The organism is Mesorhizobium montanum (genome assembly GCF_033977145.1).
Taxonomy (GTDB): domain Bacteria; phylum Pseudomonadota; class Alphaproteobacteria; order Rhizobiales; family Rhizobiaceae; genus Mesorhizobium; species Mesorhizobium montanum.
Map to the genome: position 1 here is coordinate 12,272 of NZ_JAVIJF010000036.1, position 16,417 is coordinate 28,688.

The 16,417-nt window shown below is 59.1% G+C and carries 16 protein-coding genes and 1 pseudogene; 10 read left to right on the forward strand and 7 right to left on the reverse strand.

Going from position 1 to position 16,417, the window contains the following annotated elements:
- Window positions 1-151 precede the first annotated feature (151 nt).
- The gene (locus RFM68_RS31985; protein ID WP_040972983.1) at window positions 152-391 is read right to left on the reverse strand and encodes a DNA -binding domain-containing protein; all 240 of its coding nucleotides are present in this window, start codon (window positions 389-391) and stop codon (window positions 152-154) included.
- Between the two features lie 140 nt (window positions 392-531).
- Here RFM68_RS31985 and RFM68_RS31990 point away from each other — a divergent pair, with 140 nt between their 5' ends.
- Entirely contained in the window at window positions 532-744 is a 213-nt protein-coding gene (locus RFM68_RS31990) for a helix-turn-helix domain-containing protein (RefSeq protein WP_320217193.1), read from the forward strand.
- 139 nt (window positions 745-883) lie between these two features.
- On the opposite strand, the gene RFM68_RS31995 is transcribed toward RFM68_RS31990, so the two are convergent.
- Window positions 884-1,840 carry an IS481 family transposase gene (locus tag RFM68_RS31995; protein WP_320236945.1) on the reverse strand — a complete coding sequence of 319 codons (957 nt, stop codon included), beginning with the start codon at window positions 1,838-1,840 and terminating at the stop codon, window positions 884-886.
- A gap of 483 nt (window positions 1,841-2,323) precedes the next feature.
- Here RFM68_RS31995 and aepX point away from each other — a divergent pair, with 483 nt between their 5' ends.
- The 6 genes and pseudogenes from aepX to RFM68_RS32025 all read left to right on the forward strand — a co-directional run bounded on the left by aepX (window position 2,324) and on the right by RFM68_RS32025 (window position 8,211).
- Window positions 2,324-3,262 carry a phosphoenolpyruvate mutase gene (aepX, locus tag RFM68_RS32000; protein WP_320236946.1) on the forward strand — a complete coding sequence of 313 codons (939 nt, stop codon included), beginning with the start codon at window positions 2,324-2,326 and terminating at the stop codon, window positions 3,260-3,262.
- A 38-nt stretch (window positions 3,263-3,300) separates the two neighbouring features.
- A pseudogene (locus RFM68_RS32005) lies at window positions 3,301-4,484 on the forward strand (aminotransferase class I/II-fold pyridoxal phosphate-dependent enzyme).
- A gap of 24 nt (window positions 4,485-4,508) precedes the next feature.
- Window positions 4,509-5,300 carry a phosphocholine cytidylyltransferase family protein gene (locus RFM68_RS32010; protein WP_320236947.1) on the forward strand — a complete coding sequence of 264 codons (792 nt, stop codon included), beginning with the start codon at window positions 4,509-4,511 and terminating at the stop codon, window positions 5,298-5,300.
- 30 nt (window positions 5,301-5,330) lie between these two features.
- Window positions 5,331-5,939 carry a CDP-alcohol phosphatidyltransferase family protein gene (locus tag RFM68_RS32015; RefSeq protein ID WP_320236948.1) on the forward strand — a complete coding sequence of 203 codons (609 nt, stop codon included), beginning with the start codon at window positions 5,331-5,333 and terminating at the stop codon, window positions 5,937-5,939.
- A gap of 283 nt (window positions 5,940-6,222) precedes the next feature.
- A complete protein-coding gene (locus RFM68_RS32020) occupies window positions 6,223-7,347 on the forward strand; it encodes an aminotransferase-like domain-containing protein (protein ID WP_320236949.1) in 1,125 nt (374 codons plus the stop codon).
- 42 nt (window positions 7,348-7,389) lie between these two features.
- Window positions 7,390-8,211 carry a class I SAM-dependent methyltransferase gene (locus tag RFM68_RS32025; protein ID WP_320236950.1) on the forward strand — a complete coding sequence of 274 codons (822 nt, stop codon included), beginning with the start codon at window positions 7,390-7,392 and terminating at the stop codon, window positions 8,209-8,211.
- A gap of 93 nt (window positions 8,212-8,304) precedes the next feature.
- Here the strand turns inward: RFM68_RS32025 and RFM68_RS32030 are convergent, their stop codons facing one another.
- The 5 genes from RFM68_RS32030 to RFM68_RS32050 all read right to left on the reverse strand — a co-directional run bounded on the left by RFM68_RS32030 (window position 8,305) and on the right by RFM68_RS32050 (window position 13,390).
- Window positions 8,305-9,069 carry an HpcH/HpaI aldolase family protein gene (locus RFM68_RS32030; protein ID WP_320236951.1) on the reverse strand — a complete coding sequence of 255 codons (765 nt, stop codon included), beginning with the start codon at window positions 9,067-9,069 and terminating at the stop codon, window positions 8,305-8,307.
- A gap of 43 nt (window positions 9,070-9,112) precedes the next feature.
- The gene (locus RFM68_RS32035) at window positions 9,113-10,381 is read right to left on the reverse strand and encodes an extracellular solute-binding protein (protein ID WP_320236952.1); all 1,269 of its coding nucleotides are present in this window, start codon (window positions 10,379-10,381) and stop codon (window positions 9,113-9,115) included.
- A gap of 32 nt (window positions 10,382-10,413) precedes the next feature.
- A complete protein-coding gene (locus tag RFM68_RS32040; protein WP_320236953.1) occupies window positions 10,414-11,250 on the reverse strand; it encodes a carbohydrate ABC transporter permease in 837 nt (278 codons plus the stop codon).
- A complete protein-coding gene (locus tag RFM68_RS32045; RefSeq protein WP_320236969.1) occupies window positions 11,247-12,104 on the reverse strand; it encodes a carbohydrate ABC transporter permease in 858 nt (285 codons plus the stop codon). Before RFM68_RS32045 ends, RFM68_RS32040 begins: the two co-directional genes overlap by 4 nt.
- 110 nt (window positions 12,105-12,214) lie before the next feature.
- Entirely contained in the window at window positions 12,215-13,390 is a 1,176-nt protein-coding gene (locus RFM68_RS32050) for an ABC transporter ATP-binding protein (RefSeq protein WP_320236954.1), read from the reverse strand.
- Between the two features lie 394 nt (window positions 13,391-13,784).
- Here RFM68_RS32050 and RFM68_RS32055 point away from each other — a divergent pair, with 394 nt between their 5' ends.
- The 3 genes from RFM68_RS32055 (at window position 13,785) to RFM68_RS32065 (ending at window position 16,339) form a co-directional block, all read left to right on the forward strand.
- Complete coding sequence (locus tag RFM68_RS32055; protein WP_320236955.1) at window positions 13,785-14,693, forward strand: LysR family transcriptional regulator; 909 nt, start codon at window positions 13,785-13,787, stop codon at window positions 14,691-14,693.
- A 117-nt stretch (window positions 14,694-14,810) separates the two neighbouring features.
- A complete protein-coding gene (locus RFM68_RS32060; RefSeq protein WP_320236956.1) occupies window positions 14,811-15,731 on the forward strand; it encodes a phosphonopyruvate hydrolase in 921 nt (306 codons plus the stop codon).
- Window positions 15,732-16,090: 359 nt separating this feature from the next.
- A complete protein-coding gene (locus RFM68_RS32065) occupies window positions 16,091-16,339 on the forward strand; it encodes a hypothetical protein (RefSeq protein WP_320216573.1) in 249 nt (82 codons plus the stop codon).
- Window positions 16,340-16,417: the final 78 nt, after the last annotated feature.

Here is a 16,417-nt window from a genome sequence, read left to right on the forward strand (position 1 = left end):
CTCCGCCGGATCTTGCCTCAGCCCGCATCGCCGTATGCTGGCACAAATGCTCCCGCCCGCAGGATGAGGCGAAGCGCCCCGGTCCATATCTCGCCACTGGCACTGCCCCCCCGGTGTCGGGCTGCCGTCTTTCTTCTTGTCGGAACGCCAGTCAGCCGGCGAACAATTCCCTGTAGCCTGTCGTCACCATCCAGTTCGCCCGATCGAGATGGCTGCGGGCCGCATTGCGGGCCCGTTCGGGTTCGCGTTCGGGATCGATGCCGAGGATCAGCTGCGCCATTTCCTCGTAACTGGCACTGTCGGCGGCGGCGTCCAGGAACCGCATATAGGTCGTAAAATGCTCTTTGTCGTAGGCCGTGAGGCTATCCGACCAGGGAACTTCGTCTTGCATTTCGATGTCCAAGTGCTTTGTGCGAGTTCGGCTTCCGGGTGCGTCTTCCACGATCCCAGATGTGTTTTGAGCGGCTCACTATAACGAATAGGAACGATCGTTCCTAGAACGATAGTTCCGGTTCTGGTCCGTATATCGCCATGGACCTCAAAGAGGTGATGGCGATCAACATGCGTCGCGTGCGCCATCATCAGGACCTGACGCAGGAGGACTTGGCGGCTCTCGCGCAGCTCAGCATGCGTTATGTGGGCTCAATCGAGCGCGGCCGCGTCTCCGCGAGCGTAAGTGTCCTGGGTCGGCTCGCAAAAGCTCTTAATGTTGATCCTTGCGAATTGATCAAGCCGCCCCGGTGATCAAGCAATCCATATTCCCCGTCGGCATGACTCGTTAATGCATGTCGCCCAGAAGTGTGCAGCGGTTCTGGGACAACGACATGCATCAAAATAAAGACCCAAAAGCGCGTCGCCTGAATCCGTTTCAGCGCGACGCGCTCTAGATGTGGAGCCTCAACAGGTTGTCCCCGGACAGGCCGAGTCTGCTGATTGGTGTTTGCGACTTTAGGCTGCCGTGCGGCCTGTGCCAATTGTAGCGATGAAGCCAGACAGGCAGCTCGGCGGCGCGATGGTCGGAAGTCGGATATGCGACGGCATAGGCCCATTCCCTGAGCGCCGTCTGGATGAAGCGCTCGGCCTTGCCGTTGGTCTTGGGCGTGTAGGGTTTGGTGCGGATGTGCTTGAGGCCAAGCTTGCGGCAAGCCTTGGCGAAGGCTTTCGACCTGTAGCAGGACCCGTTGTCGGTCATGACGCGCTCGATCACGATACCCAAGCTGGCGTAGTAGGCGACTGCCGCCTTCAGGAAGGCGATAGCGCTCTCCTTCCTCTCGTCCGGCAAGACCTGCGAGAAGGCGACGCGCGAGGCGTCGTCGATGCAGACATGAACGAACTCCCAGCCGACACCGCGGCTGTTGGACTGGCCGACGCGATCACCGGTGATGCGGTGGCCGACGCGCTCGAAGCGCCCGAGTTTCTTGATGTCGATGTGGATCATCTCGCCGGGCTTCTCGCGCTCGTAGCGGCGCACCGGCTGGGCCGGTTCGATATCCTTCAGCCGCGAAAGACCGGCCCGCTTGAGCACGCGGCTTACCGTCGCCGTCGACACCCCCGTCTGCCTGGCGATGTGCTGGCCCGTCAGCCGCCGGCGGCGCAGCGCCGCGATCTCGTCGGCAACCGTTGCCGGGGTCTGTGCCGGGCTGCTTTTCGGTCGCGACGAACGATCCGCCATACCGGCGCGTCCTTCGCATCGGAAACGCTCGACCCAGCGCGCCACGACCTTCGCCGTCACACCATAGATCCGCGCCGCAGCGGCTTTGGAAAGGCCGCCTTCAACAACGGCGAGCGCCATCTCCTCTCGACGCAACGGCGTCAAACGGGCATTCTTGTGGATGTTCATTCGGCCCTCCGGAAATCACTGAAGCTTCGACAACCTCAGCTTTCCCGGCCCGGGCCGAATGGACAACCTCCTGAAAGCTCACATCTAGATGGCGGCGTCCAACCCCTTGAACTGAGCGGCGGCTGCGCGCAGACGGCGCTCACCGGACGCTCGGGAAATCGAACCTGCTCGGCGATGCGCTCGGCCCGATGGCTGCGTCAGCCGTTTTCCGGCGTGACAGCAAAAGAGCTATCGTTGAGAGGTCGACAGCCAGGAATGATTGTGGCCGATTGTTTAATAGTCGCTTCGAAGTTCCGCAATCGTTAAACAATGTTGTAACGAAAGTTTCACAAAACTAGCTTTTATTGTTAGTTCTATTGTGTAAAGTGTTATAGATATGCTTCGATTTGGTTTCGGTGATGCTTTGGTGATCTGGGGGAAGATTGTAAGACATATTGGGTCGGCTACGTTATTGATCTCAGGTCGGCAACCGGATTCATAACTATGATAGGAGATGTGACCATAACCGCGAACTCTAACAATGCAACTCGCCAAGCATCCACCGCATCGGCGTTGCGGACTCTGGTATGTTCGAATGAAATCGCTTTCCTTATGGAAGCCCACGACGCCCTGTCGGCGTCGGTCGCGGAGGCCGCCGGCTTTCGAGGTCTGTGGGCCTCAGGACTGTCGATCTCGTCCTGCCTGGGCTATCGCGATGCGAACGAAGCGTCGTGGACTGAGATCGTCGATGCTGTGCACAGAATCGTCGAGGCCACGCAAATACCTGTTCTTGTCGACGGCGACAGCGGATTCGGGAATTTCAACAACGCGCGTCTGTTCGCCCGCAAGCTGCACCAACGCGGGGCGGCCGGTGTCTGCGTCGAGGATAAGAGCTTCCCAAAAAAGAACTCGTTTGTCGCAGACCGGCACTCACTCGCTGAGATCGGTGAGTTCTGCGGACGTCTGCAGGCTATTCGGGACCACGTGCCGGATCCGGAATTTGTTGTGGTCGCGCGGATCGAGGCACTCATCGCGGGGCATGGTCAGGATGAGGCGCTGACGCGGGCACATGCTTATGCTGACGCCGGTGCCGACGCGATCTTGATCCATTCGCGCAAACCAGATGCAGCGGAAATTCTCGCCTTTAGCCGCGCCTGGAGGAACCGTCTTCCGGTAGTGATCGTCCCGACCAAATATTACAGCGCGCCGGTCGCGCAATACAGAGCCGCACAAATCTCAACCGTGATTTGGGCGAACCATAATATGCGTGCTGCGATCTCGGCCATGCGCCAGGTTTGCGACCGCATCATCCGCGAAGAGAGCACCGCCGGGATCGAGCGCGACGTTGCGACGCTCGAAGACCTCTTTGATCTGCTGAAATATCAAGAGCTCTCCGCGGCCGAACAAAAATATCTGCCGCAAATAGCGAGCGGTGCCCGATAAACGGGCCTGACTTCCCAAATCAAGGCAAGGAGGCGCCGATGCTTGCTCGACGCACAAGCTCGTTCGGTTCATCTGGAACCGCCGCGGCGCGGGCCGCCGCAAGACAGGCAGCCCACAGCCGCCAAGAGGTGATCGACCTGACCGCTGGCGAGATCTGGAGCGAGCTCGCTCCGACCATTCGCGAAGGCGCGATCAATGCTATCAACAACGGCGTCAATCGTTACACCGATACGCTCGGCATGATGGAATTGCGCGAGGCGCTGGCGCGGAAGGTCTCCTTCGATACGGGCCAGACCTGGAGAGCCGACGAGATCGCGGCAACGACAGGCGCCAAGCAAGCGCTCTTCAATGCGACCATGGTGCTGCTGAATCCAGGCGATGAGGTGATTATCCCTTGTCCCTACTGGACGACGTTCTCGGCCCAGGTCGTAATTGCAGGTGCCAAGCCGGTTTTCGTCGATACGCGTTCCAACGCCTACGCCCTCGGATCCAGGACATCGCTGCGGCCTTGACCGAAAAGACCCGTGCGATCGTCGTCAATACGCCCGCCAACCCGTCGGGTGCGGTCTACGATTTTGATACGCTGACGGCGATCGCCCATCTGGCGATCAACCGCGACCTGTGGGTCATTTTCGATGAATGCTATGCCAACTTCGTCTACGGCCATCATGCCCATCACCCGATCGTCTCGGTTGTGCCCGAAGTCAGGTCTCGAACAATTATCGTCAACGGATTCAGCAAGTCGCTGGCCCTGACGGGCTGGCGGATCGGCTATCTGGCGGCTCCAAAGGAAGTTGTTGATGCCGTCAGGGCCTTGCAGTCCCATACCACCTCAAATCCCAATGTGATCGCCCAACATGCGGTGCTGGCTCACCTTGAGCGGGGAGACGGCCGCCATGAGAGCAAGCTGGGCTTGCAGCTGGCAAGTTCCAGACAGATCGGTCTCGGCATCCTCTTCTCATTGAGGCGGATCCCCGCGCCTCGGGCGCAGGGCGGCATTTATTTCTATCTAGATCTTTCCAAGTTGCGACCCGCATTCAAGAATGGTCAGGCGAGCGCCGATGACGTTGTGACCGCGCTCCTTGCCGACGCCGGCGTCGCAGCTGTATCGGGCACCGCCTTCGGCGACCCCCTCGGTCTCCGCCTGTCCTATGGAATTCCTCCCGAACAACTCCAAACCGGGCTAACCCGGCTGGTTGATGTCCTCAACAGCTGGAAATGACACCACGAAGAAAAGGGGATCGACATGCCTGTCGCCGCGCCCAAGAAAGCCGTCATTCTCGCCGCCGGAATGGGCTCACGTCTGCGCCCGCTGACCGATCTGCGGCCGAAGCCCCTGATCGAAGTCAACGGCACATCGATCCTGCACAATGCGCTGCGAAACCTCGCAGCAATCGGCGTGGAAGAGGTCATAGTCGTCGTCGGCTACCGCAAAGACGCTATTCAATACGCATGCGGCAACCGCTTCCACGGCATCGAGATCACGTATGTGGAGTCAACGGTTTTCGAGCGCACCGGCAGCGCCTATTCGCTTTGGCTAGCCCGCGATATGCTGCTTTCGGGGGATTGCTATCTTCTCGAAGGCGACGTCTTCTTTGAACAGGAAGCACTCCACTGTCTTAACATTGCCGATGCCGCCGACGTTGCCGCCGTTGTAACGTTCGACGCTACGATGCAAGGGTCGGCGGCGGTCATTTCGGCGAGCGGATTGATCTCGACTTTCCGCACAAAGCAGACCGCGGCAGATCTTGCCGAAAGCGGGCCCAAGCTCTTCAAGACAATGAATCTACTGCGTTTGGCCGCGTCTACCCTTAGAGGCCTCATCGTTCCCGCGCTCGACGAGGTCATCGGCTCAGGTGCTACTCAGGCTCACATAGAGGAACTTCTTGCCTATCTGGTGGAAAGGCGCGGGCTCCAACTAGCCGCGGCCCGTTGCGATGGCGTGAAGTGGTGCGAGATCGACAGTGCCGAGGATCTGCAAAGCGCGCACAGCATCTTTGCTGATGGTGCGAAGCCGATCCACCCCGCCCGGGCGTAGCGCCTGCGATAATCAGCCAGGGAGGTCCCGATGATCCGCCTGCTTGTCGATCCGGCAAATGCAATGACCGCCATGGGCCTCGCACTCTCCTCGATCGGCATCGATTTCTCGATCGCCGGATTTCCGGAGATCGGCGTGGCAATCGTTTTGTGGGCGCTCTTGGCTGATCATTTCGACGGTGTCGTCGCGCGGCGAATGCGAGGCAGCCGTTCGGCGCAAACGGGAGAGGTCGGCAAGAATTTGGACTCACTCGCCGATCTCGTCAGCGCTGGAATTTTTCCAGCCGTGACCCTGATCGTCGTCGGGCACGGATCGCCACTGTGCGTTGTTTCTGGAGCCGTTCTCGTCGTCGCCAGCGCCTTGCGGCTGAGTTTCTTCAACGTGGTCGGGTCTCCGACAGGGCGGTTCGTCGGAGTGCCGACCAGCTGGGTCATGCCGGTGACGGCGATTGTGTTCTTGCTTCGTCCCACTCTCCCCGAAAGTATTTTCGCGAAGCTGTTCGCATTCATCCTCATCCTGCTCGCCATTCTCCACGTCTCGCCGGTCCGTGTGCCTAAAACCGCGGGCTTCATGTATTTGGTCGTGACGGCGTTTTGCGTCGTTGCATCCGCGGCGCTCGCATTTCGGGGCGCGTCTTGAGGCCGGCGGGAAAGTGCCGCGAGCACGGCAGGCCGACGTACCCTTTGTGTCCGGGCGACCGTGCTCAGCCATTGCGGAAGGCCGGCGCAGGGCTGAACAATCGATAAGGCATGTCACATCGCGCTTTATCTCCTCATTCGTCCATCGCCAATGTTGCATCATGCAGCTTCGCGTTTGGCTCTGTCGTTCCCGAGGTCGCTCGCCGCTACGTTCGCAAACGACGACAGCCACGACTTCAAGCTTCTTGCCCCTTGTCGGCACCCACGAAAACCAGGAGCGCCTCATGAGCCGTCCGCGAACCAGCGCAATCGATCTTTCGACCGCGCTGCCGCCGTGCCCATCTTTTATGGGAGAGGCTTTGTCTCGATCCCTCGTCGAACTGGCCTCGCAATCGCAGCTCCACTGGCGGATCCGCAAAAATCGGCCCGGTGGAGAGGAACGGGATCGCGAGATCGGCTCCATATGGATAAAGCCGCGCGTCGGTGAGATCGTCCCCGCGGATCGCATCCTGGTGACCAACGGCACCCAAAACGCGCTCGTCGTCATAATGCGGCACTTGTGCAAACCGGGTGACGTCATTGTGGCCGAAAAGCTGGCTTATCTCCTGATACGTCCGATAGCCTTGTCGCTCGGCCTTATCGTAATCGGTGTCGAAATGGACGCGGAAGGGGTCGAGCCGGCCGCGCTCGAGGCTGTATGTCGGCAAGCCAGTCCCAAACTTCTCTACTGCACCCCGACGGTCCAGAATCCCACCACGGCAGTCATGTCAGCAAGTCGGCGAGCCGAAATTGTCCGCGTGGCACGGGCGCACAACGTTGCGATCATAGAAGACGATGTGCTCGGCCGTCTCCATCCGGAAGCACCACCATCACTGTACGCCCACGCCCCGGATACCACCTGGTACATCATGAGCGTTTCCAAGTGCTTCGCGATGGGCCTTAGATTGGCCTATCTGGCGATACCCGAGGGCCTCGCGGCGGCAGATGTCTTCAGGCCGCATCTAAGGTCGTCGTCGATGTTTGCCAACTCTTTGTCCTGCGAGCTCGTTGCGCACTGGGTCGAAGGGGGCAACGCTGGGCAAATCGTCGACACCGCGCGTGTCGAAGTCACGGCAAGGCAACAATTGGCCCTGCAGCATCTTGGCCGATTCGGCGCCAAAACCGTGCCGGGGGCTTTGCACTTGTGGATAGAACTGCCTCCCAATGCGAGCTGTGACGCAGTCGTCGAAGCCGCTCTGGCGGCTGGCGTCCAGATTAGATCTGCCAGGGTTTTCTCGGTGGACGATCAGCCACCTCCCAACGCGATCCGCGTGGCAATTACGGGTCCCCAGGATCACGCGCAGCTTCATGCCGGTTTGTCGATCGTTGCGGAAATCCTTTCCGCCCATCTCTCACACGACCCACCATGAAGACGTTAAACAGTGCATCCATCAAGACAAGGAATACGGGAAATGAGCACAACAGACCGTCGAATAATGACCACCGCGCCTGCGGATCTGTTTGCAGGAGCCGCTTACTATTTTGCGCGCTACCAAGCAGACTATCCGGCCGCGATGTTCGATTTCTTGACACAAAATTACCTTTCTGGCCGGGAGCCGGCCGTCTTGCTCGATCTTGGCTGTGGAACGGGCCAGATCAGTGTTCCGCTTGCTCGATTTGCCGATGAAGTCATCGCCGTGGACCCCGATCAAGGTATGATCGATGAGGCACGCCAATACGCCGCCAGGTCCGGCGCTCGCAACGTCTCCTTCGTGACCGGAAAATCCGAGGAGCTTGGCTTGGACATCGGCCCGTTTTCACTGGTCACGATAGCGGGCGCGTTCCATTGGATGGATCGGGAGCGGGTCGTGAAGTACCTTGAGAAGGTGGCGGCGCACGACTGTGCTATCGCTGTCATTTCCAGGCACCGTTCGAACTGTTCACCCGATGATTGGTGGTTGGAACAACTCGCCTATACCGAGGCTTTCTGGGGCGGTTTCTTTCCGGCGGGCAGCGAAGGTATCCGACCTGCCTTGAAGGTCGCGAATGATGTCATCCTTGCCCGTTCCGCCTTCAGCGACATTCAGGACAAAAGCTTTCCTTACGAACATCATTGGGATCTGGATTCGCTCGTCGGCTATATCTTGTCCACATCCAAGGCTTGCCCCGGGGTGCTCGGCGACCGACGGCCGGTATTCGAGGATGGCTTGCGGTCCCGACTCTCGGCGATGTCGCCCACCGGGACGTTCATCGAGCGCGGCGTCGCTTCTTTGCTCTTGGCAGCGCGGCCATAACGAGCAGTGTCTCGCCCGTATGGGGCGCGGATCATCTCAGCCTCGTTCAGCATGTCGCGCCGCGGCTTGGCGCGACATGCTGAACGGCTGACATTATGCACAAACCGCTTCCAGTTTATATGGTGGCTGCTTCAAACGACCATGGAACTCACGAGCACCATAGCTCAACATATGGTTCGCATGATCATAAACGAGCCGAACGCCCTTATCGACGAAGGACCCCACGTCGCTGTGGTTGACGAGCGTGCCGCAGATCTTGCCTGCGTCCACTATCGTTTTAATCGCACGATCGACGACTTCGGCAACGGCTTGCGGCTTGTTGCCTTGCTGCCATTCGTAGGTGATGGGCTGAGCGCCGATCGTGAGGGCCAGGTCCCCAGGGGCAACCAGATAGGCGTCGACGCCTTCGACGGCCATGATTTGCGGCAAGTTGTTGACTGCCTCGATGGTCTCGATCATCAGGATAAGCAACCGGTCCTGGTGATCGAATGGCGCGGAGAACCTGAACCGGTCCACAATGCTCTGCGCTACTTTCGCGTCCGACACCAGCGGGATCATCAGACCATCGACGCCGCATTCGAGATACTTGGTCACCATCCATGGCGAGGGATCTTCCGGCCGCAGGATCGAAACGATTCCCGACAGACTCGAAGCGCGCGCCATCTCTTCCACCCGTTCCGGACCGGCCGAACCGTGTTCACAGTCGATGAGGACGGCATCGAACCCGCATTCAGCCAATTTTTCCACTAGGCTGGGCGAGGGATGACTGGAGTGTACCAGGGTGCCGATGCCCCCGGAGCGGAGTTTTTCTTTTAGCGCGCGAGAGGCCGACAAGTCACGCTTTAGGAATGATGCCATTTGATAACACCTTTGATTGAGGAGGGGTTGGGGTCAGGGTCGGTCAATGCAACGGCAGCAGATCGGAGACGTCACGTCCCATCTGCTCCAGTGCCTCCTTGGGTGCGACTTTCAGCAAAACCACCGACGCCAAGTGGTTCTTTATCACGGTGGTGATCTTGACTGAGTTCTCGCCCGGGAACGCTTCCCATGGTCCCATCACCGACAACGCCGGGATCAGCGCCTGGAGGTTGGGACGCGATCCATAATATTCCCGGAGCGCTTCGGTGCCGAGCGCGAGATCGTTGGCCGGGAGATAAGCCGTGCGCGTCGCCACGATTGTCTGCCCCGCGACACCTGAAGCGAACTTCATGAACTCCCATGCCTTTTGTCGCTGCTCCGGATCCTTGGAGAACATGATGCTGATGGGCCCGGCGGCGGGCAGGTGACCGGCTTCATTGGCAACCGGGAACGGCCGCATCGCAATTTGAAACTGTCCTTCGGCGCGTTTGGCGATAGCCGCGTAACTGCTGCTTGAAGTGCACAGGATGCCGATCTGACCCGCGGAAAATGCCTGTCGCGCCTGATCGCGTGACATGTCCGCTCGCGCTTGTCCGCATGCGCCGAAATCCCGCAAAATTCCAAGAGCGGCGAGCCCTTCCGGCCCGACAAATCCGACGTTGCGTTCGTCATCGGCCAAGATGCGGCCGCCAAACCCATTCAAGAGGCTATGGAACGTCCAGTTGCCTCCGTTATCGTACTCCATAAACGCGCCCACGACCTGGCCTTTGCCCATGGCATCGAGTTTGCGGCCCAGCGCCGTGATTGCTTCCCAGGAGTCCGGCGGCTCGCTGACGCCAATTCGCTTCAAGAGGTCGAGGTTATAGAGGATCACCGGCATCGAGACCGCAAAGCCAAGGCCATGCATGCTTGCTCCAAAGCGGCCGATTCGTGTCACGGCCGGTGAGAAACTTTGTCCCCAACCGGCTTCGTTGCGCTGGTAATCATCCAGGCTTTGCGCAAGCTTTCTGTCGGCGAATACACGAAGACAGTTCGGGCTGATGAACAGGACGTCCGGCAGTTCCCCAACCATTGCCGAGCGCAGCACGGTGGTGATGGCGGTCTCATCCTCTCGAATCGAGGTGTCTATGTTCAACGCAACGTTATGTCCCGCCTGATAGGCAGCTCCCAGCGCGGAATACATGTCGGCGAATATGGAGGGGAGCGCGACTACGCGCAGCGCATCCGGGGGCGCCGCGCGCGCGACAGACCCCGTGGTAAGGAAGATGGATGATGAACCGGCGAGAAAATGGCGCCGCGTGATTTCGAACATTGGTTGATCCTCATTGTATTTGTGAGCTGCGTTCATTTCACCGACCCACCAGTCATTCCCTCCACGAACCACTTCTGCGCGGCCAGGAATGCGATGAGCAAAGGGGCGACGACCAGTGTCGATGCGGCCATCAATGGGCCGTAGTCATTCCCGGCCTCTTCGTTCTTGAAAGCCATGATCCCGAGCGGCGCAGGCATCAGGTTGCCGTCGCGCACCGCAATCAGCGGCCAGAAAAGATCGTTCCAGTGGGCGACAACCGAGAAGATGGAAAACGCGATGACGGCAGGCAGCGCCATCGGCACCATGATTTTCCACACGATGGCAAGTTCGCACAGGCCATCAAGCCGAGCCGCGTGGACAATGTCGTTCGGGATCGTCTTGAAGAATTGGCGGAAGAGAAAAATACCGAACGGTGAGACGACGTATGGAATAACCAGGGCCAAGTACGTGTTCAGGATGTCGAGCTTGTAGCAGAGGATGAACAAGGGAAGGGACAGCACCTGGTGCGGCAGAAGCAGCCCGACGAGAACCATGGCGAAAATGAAATCGCGACCCCAGAACTTGAGCTTGGCCAGAGCGTAAGCCGCCGGCGCGCACACGAGAATTTGTGCTGCCAGGATCAGAGCGCAGACAAGGAGGCCGTTGCCCATGTACCGCGGCAGAGGCACCGAAGTGATCGCTTTGGCGTAATTGTCGACACCATAAAATTGTGCCGGAAGGACCGAGAAGGTCGCCCGAAAAATCTCACCAGGCGATTTGAGCGACAGACTGACCATCCAAACGAAGGGTACGAGAATGAATGCGGACGTGAGGACCAGCACGCCATGGCGCAGGATGGCTGCCGCAGGAGAAAGGCGGATCGCGCTCATTGATAGTGTACCCGTTTGTCCATGCTACGCGCCTGGAGCAGGGTCAGCGCCACGACGATTGCGAGAAAGACGATGGTGACCGCGGCGCCATAGCCCGCGCGCAAATATTCAAAACTTTCCCGGTAGATCGTGAAAAGCAGCATTTCCGAGGAGTGGCCCGGGCCGCCTTGGGTCAGGATCTGGATCGTGTCGAAGGTTTCGAAAGCTCTAAGCGCCACAACGATGACGACGAACATGGACACCGGTCCAAGCATTGGAATGGTGACGGTTCGCAGGCGATCGAGCCAGTGATCGGCCCCGTCAACATCAGCGGCGTCGTATAAATCGAGTGGGATCGACTTCAGCCCCGCCATGAAGAGCACCATGGCGTAACCGAGATTCTGCCAGATGCCGATAACGGCGAGAACAGGCAGGGCCGTCGTTTCGTCGCGCAGCCAGTTGGCGACAGGTAAACCGAGGGCCGCGAAGCTGTGGTTGACCAGGCCGATGGTGGGATGGAGCAAGGCCTCCCACGAGATCGCCATTGCAGTTGCCGTGGCCATGAAGGGCAAGAAATGAACTGCTCGATAAAGAGCGCGGCACGAATGGCTGCTCTCTATGAGCAGCGCGATCAAAAGTCCCGCAAGGACGGTTCCCGGAACAACCATCACTACATAGACGACAGTATTGATCAGCGACGCTCGAAAACCCTCGTCAAAGATGACTTCGCGGAAGTTTGCCAGGCCGACGAAGGAAAGCGAGCTGGCGCCGAACTGCCAGTCGGTGAACGCTATGACAAAGACGCCGATAACCGGCAGGAAGAACAGAACGACGAGAAAGATGAGAGCGGGCGCAATCAGTGCCCAACCCCACATTGCCTCATGCAACCAGTGTCTTCGTGGCAGCGAGACGCGCGACGATAGCTTCCCCGCGACCCCTTCCGCAGGCTGGGCAAGCCGACTGACAGCATTTAGGCTTGCGCTCATCAGGCCCATTCCCTGACTGGCGTGGACGGGTGGGCGCTCGAGACGTCTCGCGCACGAACCCGACGACCGTCGCGATTGAAGACCAGCAGCTGGTCCGATCTGACCGAGACATGCAGCGTCTGTCCGGCGACAATATGGGGTGCGCGCTCGGCGGAAAGCCTGGCTATCAACGGTTGCTGGAGGCCGCACGGATCGAAATAAACGAACAAATCGGAGCCCATATGCTCGACCATGCGTACCGAACCGGTGATCACGCCTGGGCCGGAATGTTCAGCAAACTGGAAAGCCTCTGGGCGGATGCCGACAGTGAATCTGGACCCCGGCGCTATCTCGCAATCAACCGAAAGGGTGGAGCCTGCAAAATCGACCAAGCCAGGTTCGCGCATTGTTGCGTCCACCATGTTGATCTTTGGCGATCCGAGGAACTCAGCCACGCGTATGTCGTTCGGGTCGGCATAGATCTCCTGGGGCGGGGCAACTTGCAACATCTCGCCATCGCGCATCACAACGACACGATCGGACAGCGTCATCGCTTCCGCCTGGTCGTGCGTCACATAGACAAATGTCACCCCAAGGCGCCTGTGCAGGTCCTTGATCTCGGCACGCATTTGGACCCTCAGCTTGGCGTCGAGATTGCTGAGCGGCTCGTCCATCAAAAACACGGCAGGATGGCGCACCATGGCACGACCGACCGCCACCCGCTGACGTTGTCCGCCGGACAGCTGTCCCGGTTTGCGATTGAGCAGATGCGCAATTCCCAGCGCCTCGGCGGTGCGAGAAACCTCCATCTCGATCCCGCTTGTCACCGGCCCGGAGCCTGGTAGCCATCGGCCGATGAGCGGCAGGCGCTGCGCGCGGCTCAATCGTCGCATTCGCAACGGCAGGGCGATGTTTGCGGCGACACTCATATGCGGGTAAAGCGCATAGGATTGGAACACCATCGCCACGTCGCGACGCTTCGGGCGTACTCCATCCACCACACGACCGCCAATCTCGATGCTGCCTGTGTCCTGGACCTCGAGCCCGGCCAGTATGCGCAACAATGTCGATTTTCCGCATCCCGACGGGCCGAGCAGGGTCAGGAACTCGCCATCCGCAATCGAGAGCGAAACGTCATGCAGCACCCTTGTGGCCCCGAACGACTTGCGGATATTTGTTATGGTAATCCCACTCACGCGGCGGCCTCCTCATTCCTCACGCAAGCGACGACACGCCCAACTGACCTCGTCGACGCGCACCGCTGATGGCAAAGGACGCAGCGCTCCAGCGGTCTGACAGACCAGCTGTCAGACGTGCCCAACGCAAGACGATCGGGTAACCTGCGCCAGATTTGACGGCGACATGCAATGCGAGCTGTCGGCTCATGTTGCACAAAGCAATAAGTAAGGAACCCAACGCTATTGAGTGGAAATGTCATGCACCCATCCTGGGGCCGGAACTGATGGCTACGCGGTACCGCCGGGACACGACAGTCCGGTGACAAATATCGAATAATGTGATGGATGGTCCCAGTTTGGAGATGAATTGCCGTAAGGGATCAGCCCTCCAACTATTTTTCTGGAGCTACCGATGACGAGCGAAGACGAAGCAGTGCCTTTGAACGCAATCCGGGCTTTCGTAACGATCGTGCGCGAGGGAAGCCTGACGCGGGCAGCCAACGCATTAGGGACGACGCAGAGCTCAGTCAGCCGCTACCTAGCCGTTCTGGAACGATATCTCGGGACAGACCTGATGGAACGGCGGGGCAGGCGAAGCGAACTGACCGAGTTTGGAAGATTATTCGCCAACACTGTCTCGGAGCCGCTCGATACAGTGTGCTTCACCGCTCAAAGGATGCGGCGGCGGACGCGGCCGAACGCCAACCGGATTGTCGTGCGCACATCACTTTCGACTTTTGCCTATTCATTCTTGATCCCAAATCTTCAGGCATTCTCCACCGAAATGGGCGGCGTGATGGTTGACGTGATCAGTTCGCTTTCGCTGCCGGCATCCACCGACGATTTCGACATTTTGATTACACGCGACCTTTCGGTCGTCGAACCTGCCGATCATTGGGAAATCTACAACGAGCAGCTCGTGTGTGTGGGCTCTCCAAATCACATAGCGGGCAAAAGTCTTTCGGTCGTTCGCTCGATGCCGATAATCAACGTCACATCTCGTCCCGACATACTTCCCACCTGGCTGAGAGGGATGAATCTGACATCAAGGGATATCAAGTCGGGCGCGCGATACGATCACAATTACCTTGCGCTGCCTGCCGTCATGACAGGAAAAAGCCTTCTTGTAGCGCCCGAGATCATCGTCAGTGACCTGGTGCGTACTGGCGCTTTGAATGTGGTGCCGGGATCGCTTACGCCAAGCGGGATGCAATACCGGGCCTATGCGGTCGATCGCTCTGACAATCCCGAACTCGCTCGCGCCTTTTGCCGGTGGTTGGCTCGACTGTGTAAGAAGGCGGCGATTTCGGAGGCTCGTTAATATCGCATTCGGCTATGGAAAGGTCTCAAAAATCGATCAATCCGTTTGATTGCCAACGACGTCGCTGAATACAGGTGGCAGTAATTCGATCATTCGTCGATTCCAGAGGCGCGCAAGATGCTGCAAACTGGTCAAAGCCCCAAGCACATCTCCGGAGCCTCCACGCTGACGAGCAGGGCATCGCTGCGAGCCCATATCTGCGCCGGCCGTCTGGCCCACGTCATGGCGGCGCACAGTCCCTTGTCGGCAATCCTGGCCGAGGAGGCAGGCTTCGATGGCATCTGGGCCTCCGGTTTCGAACTTTCCGCTCTTTATGGACTGCCCGATGTAAGCCTTGTCTCCATGACGCGGCACCTCGACATGGTCCGTTCGATGGCCGAGCAATCATCGCTGCCGATCATAGCTGATATCGACACCGGCTTCGGCAACGCCATCAACGTGATCTACGCCATCGAGCAATACGAGCGTGCGGGCGCCGCCGCGGTCGTCATTGAAGACAAGGCTTTTCCAAAGGTGACGAGCCTCCTGGCAGATGGTCGCCAGGAACTCATCCGGACCGAGGAATTCGCGGGAAAAATTCGGGCGGCCGTTGCCACGCGCGCAGACGCGGACTTCCTCGTCATTGCGCGCACCGAAGCGCTGATCGCCGGACTGGGTGAAGCCGAGGCCCTGAAGCGGGCCAGGGCGTATGAAGAAGCTGGCGCGGACATGATCTTGATCCACTCCAAGCGGAAGACGCCCGACGAGGTGGAAAGTTTTGTACGAGCATGGCGCGGCGAAGTTCCGATAGTCATCGTGCCGACGGCCTACCCGGAAATGAACGAGTCGCGCATCCGCGCGCTCGGCAAGATTGCGATGGTGATCTATGGCAATCATGCCATTCGGGCAGCGGTCACCGCCATGAAGGACGTCTTTGCCCGCATCCGCGCCGACGGCGGTATTCACCGCATCGACCCCGAAATCGTGCCCGTGGAGGAAATCTTCCGACTGCAGAAAATGGACGCCGTCAAAGCGAACGAGAATCGGTTTCTGTGGTGACGTCACCAGGGCTACTTTCAAAACCCGGACCATCGAAAATAGGTCTGAGGATGACCTCCTGATGCAGCCAAGTTCGTCCGTTTCTTCGGTGTCGGGTTCGAGGGGCCGAGCTCATTTCGGTTTTCAGTTCGCAATGCGGGCACTGGGCCTCAGGCGCTCGCGTGTCTCTCGTGGCAAGGTTTTTTCGATGCTATGGCGTGCGGCCGAGTTTTGTTGTTTTTCCATCCACGGAGCTCAGGCTGCTGCATGGTTCGACGCCACCATCGTGCGAGCAGGCGCCGCTTGGCCAGCTACTTTTCGCGCGAGGTATGCCTCGCATGGTGCCCTACGGCAAATGATGCAATGGAGGTTTCGCCGAATTGGAAATTTTCGAAAGGCTTGAAGCGTTGATCGATGCCCCGGGCGCGGAAACGGTCAATGAGGCACGCTCGATGCTGCGTCAGTTCGAGGCGGTCGTGACTGCCGACGCGATCCACCAATTCTTGCTGGATCTGATGACCTTGGTGTTTGTGGTGGACGCTGCTCCTCAAAATTATCACGCGCCGGTGCGCAAGCTCGTCAAGGTTCGGCTGGCAATGCTCAAGATGCTTGGCGAAGCCTCGGCGTGAGCATCGGCCAAGCAAGCCTGTCGCGTGGCGCAAGCACTATCAGCCGGATGGCGAAACGGCTGAAAATCTGTCGCGGCT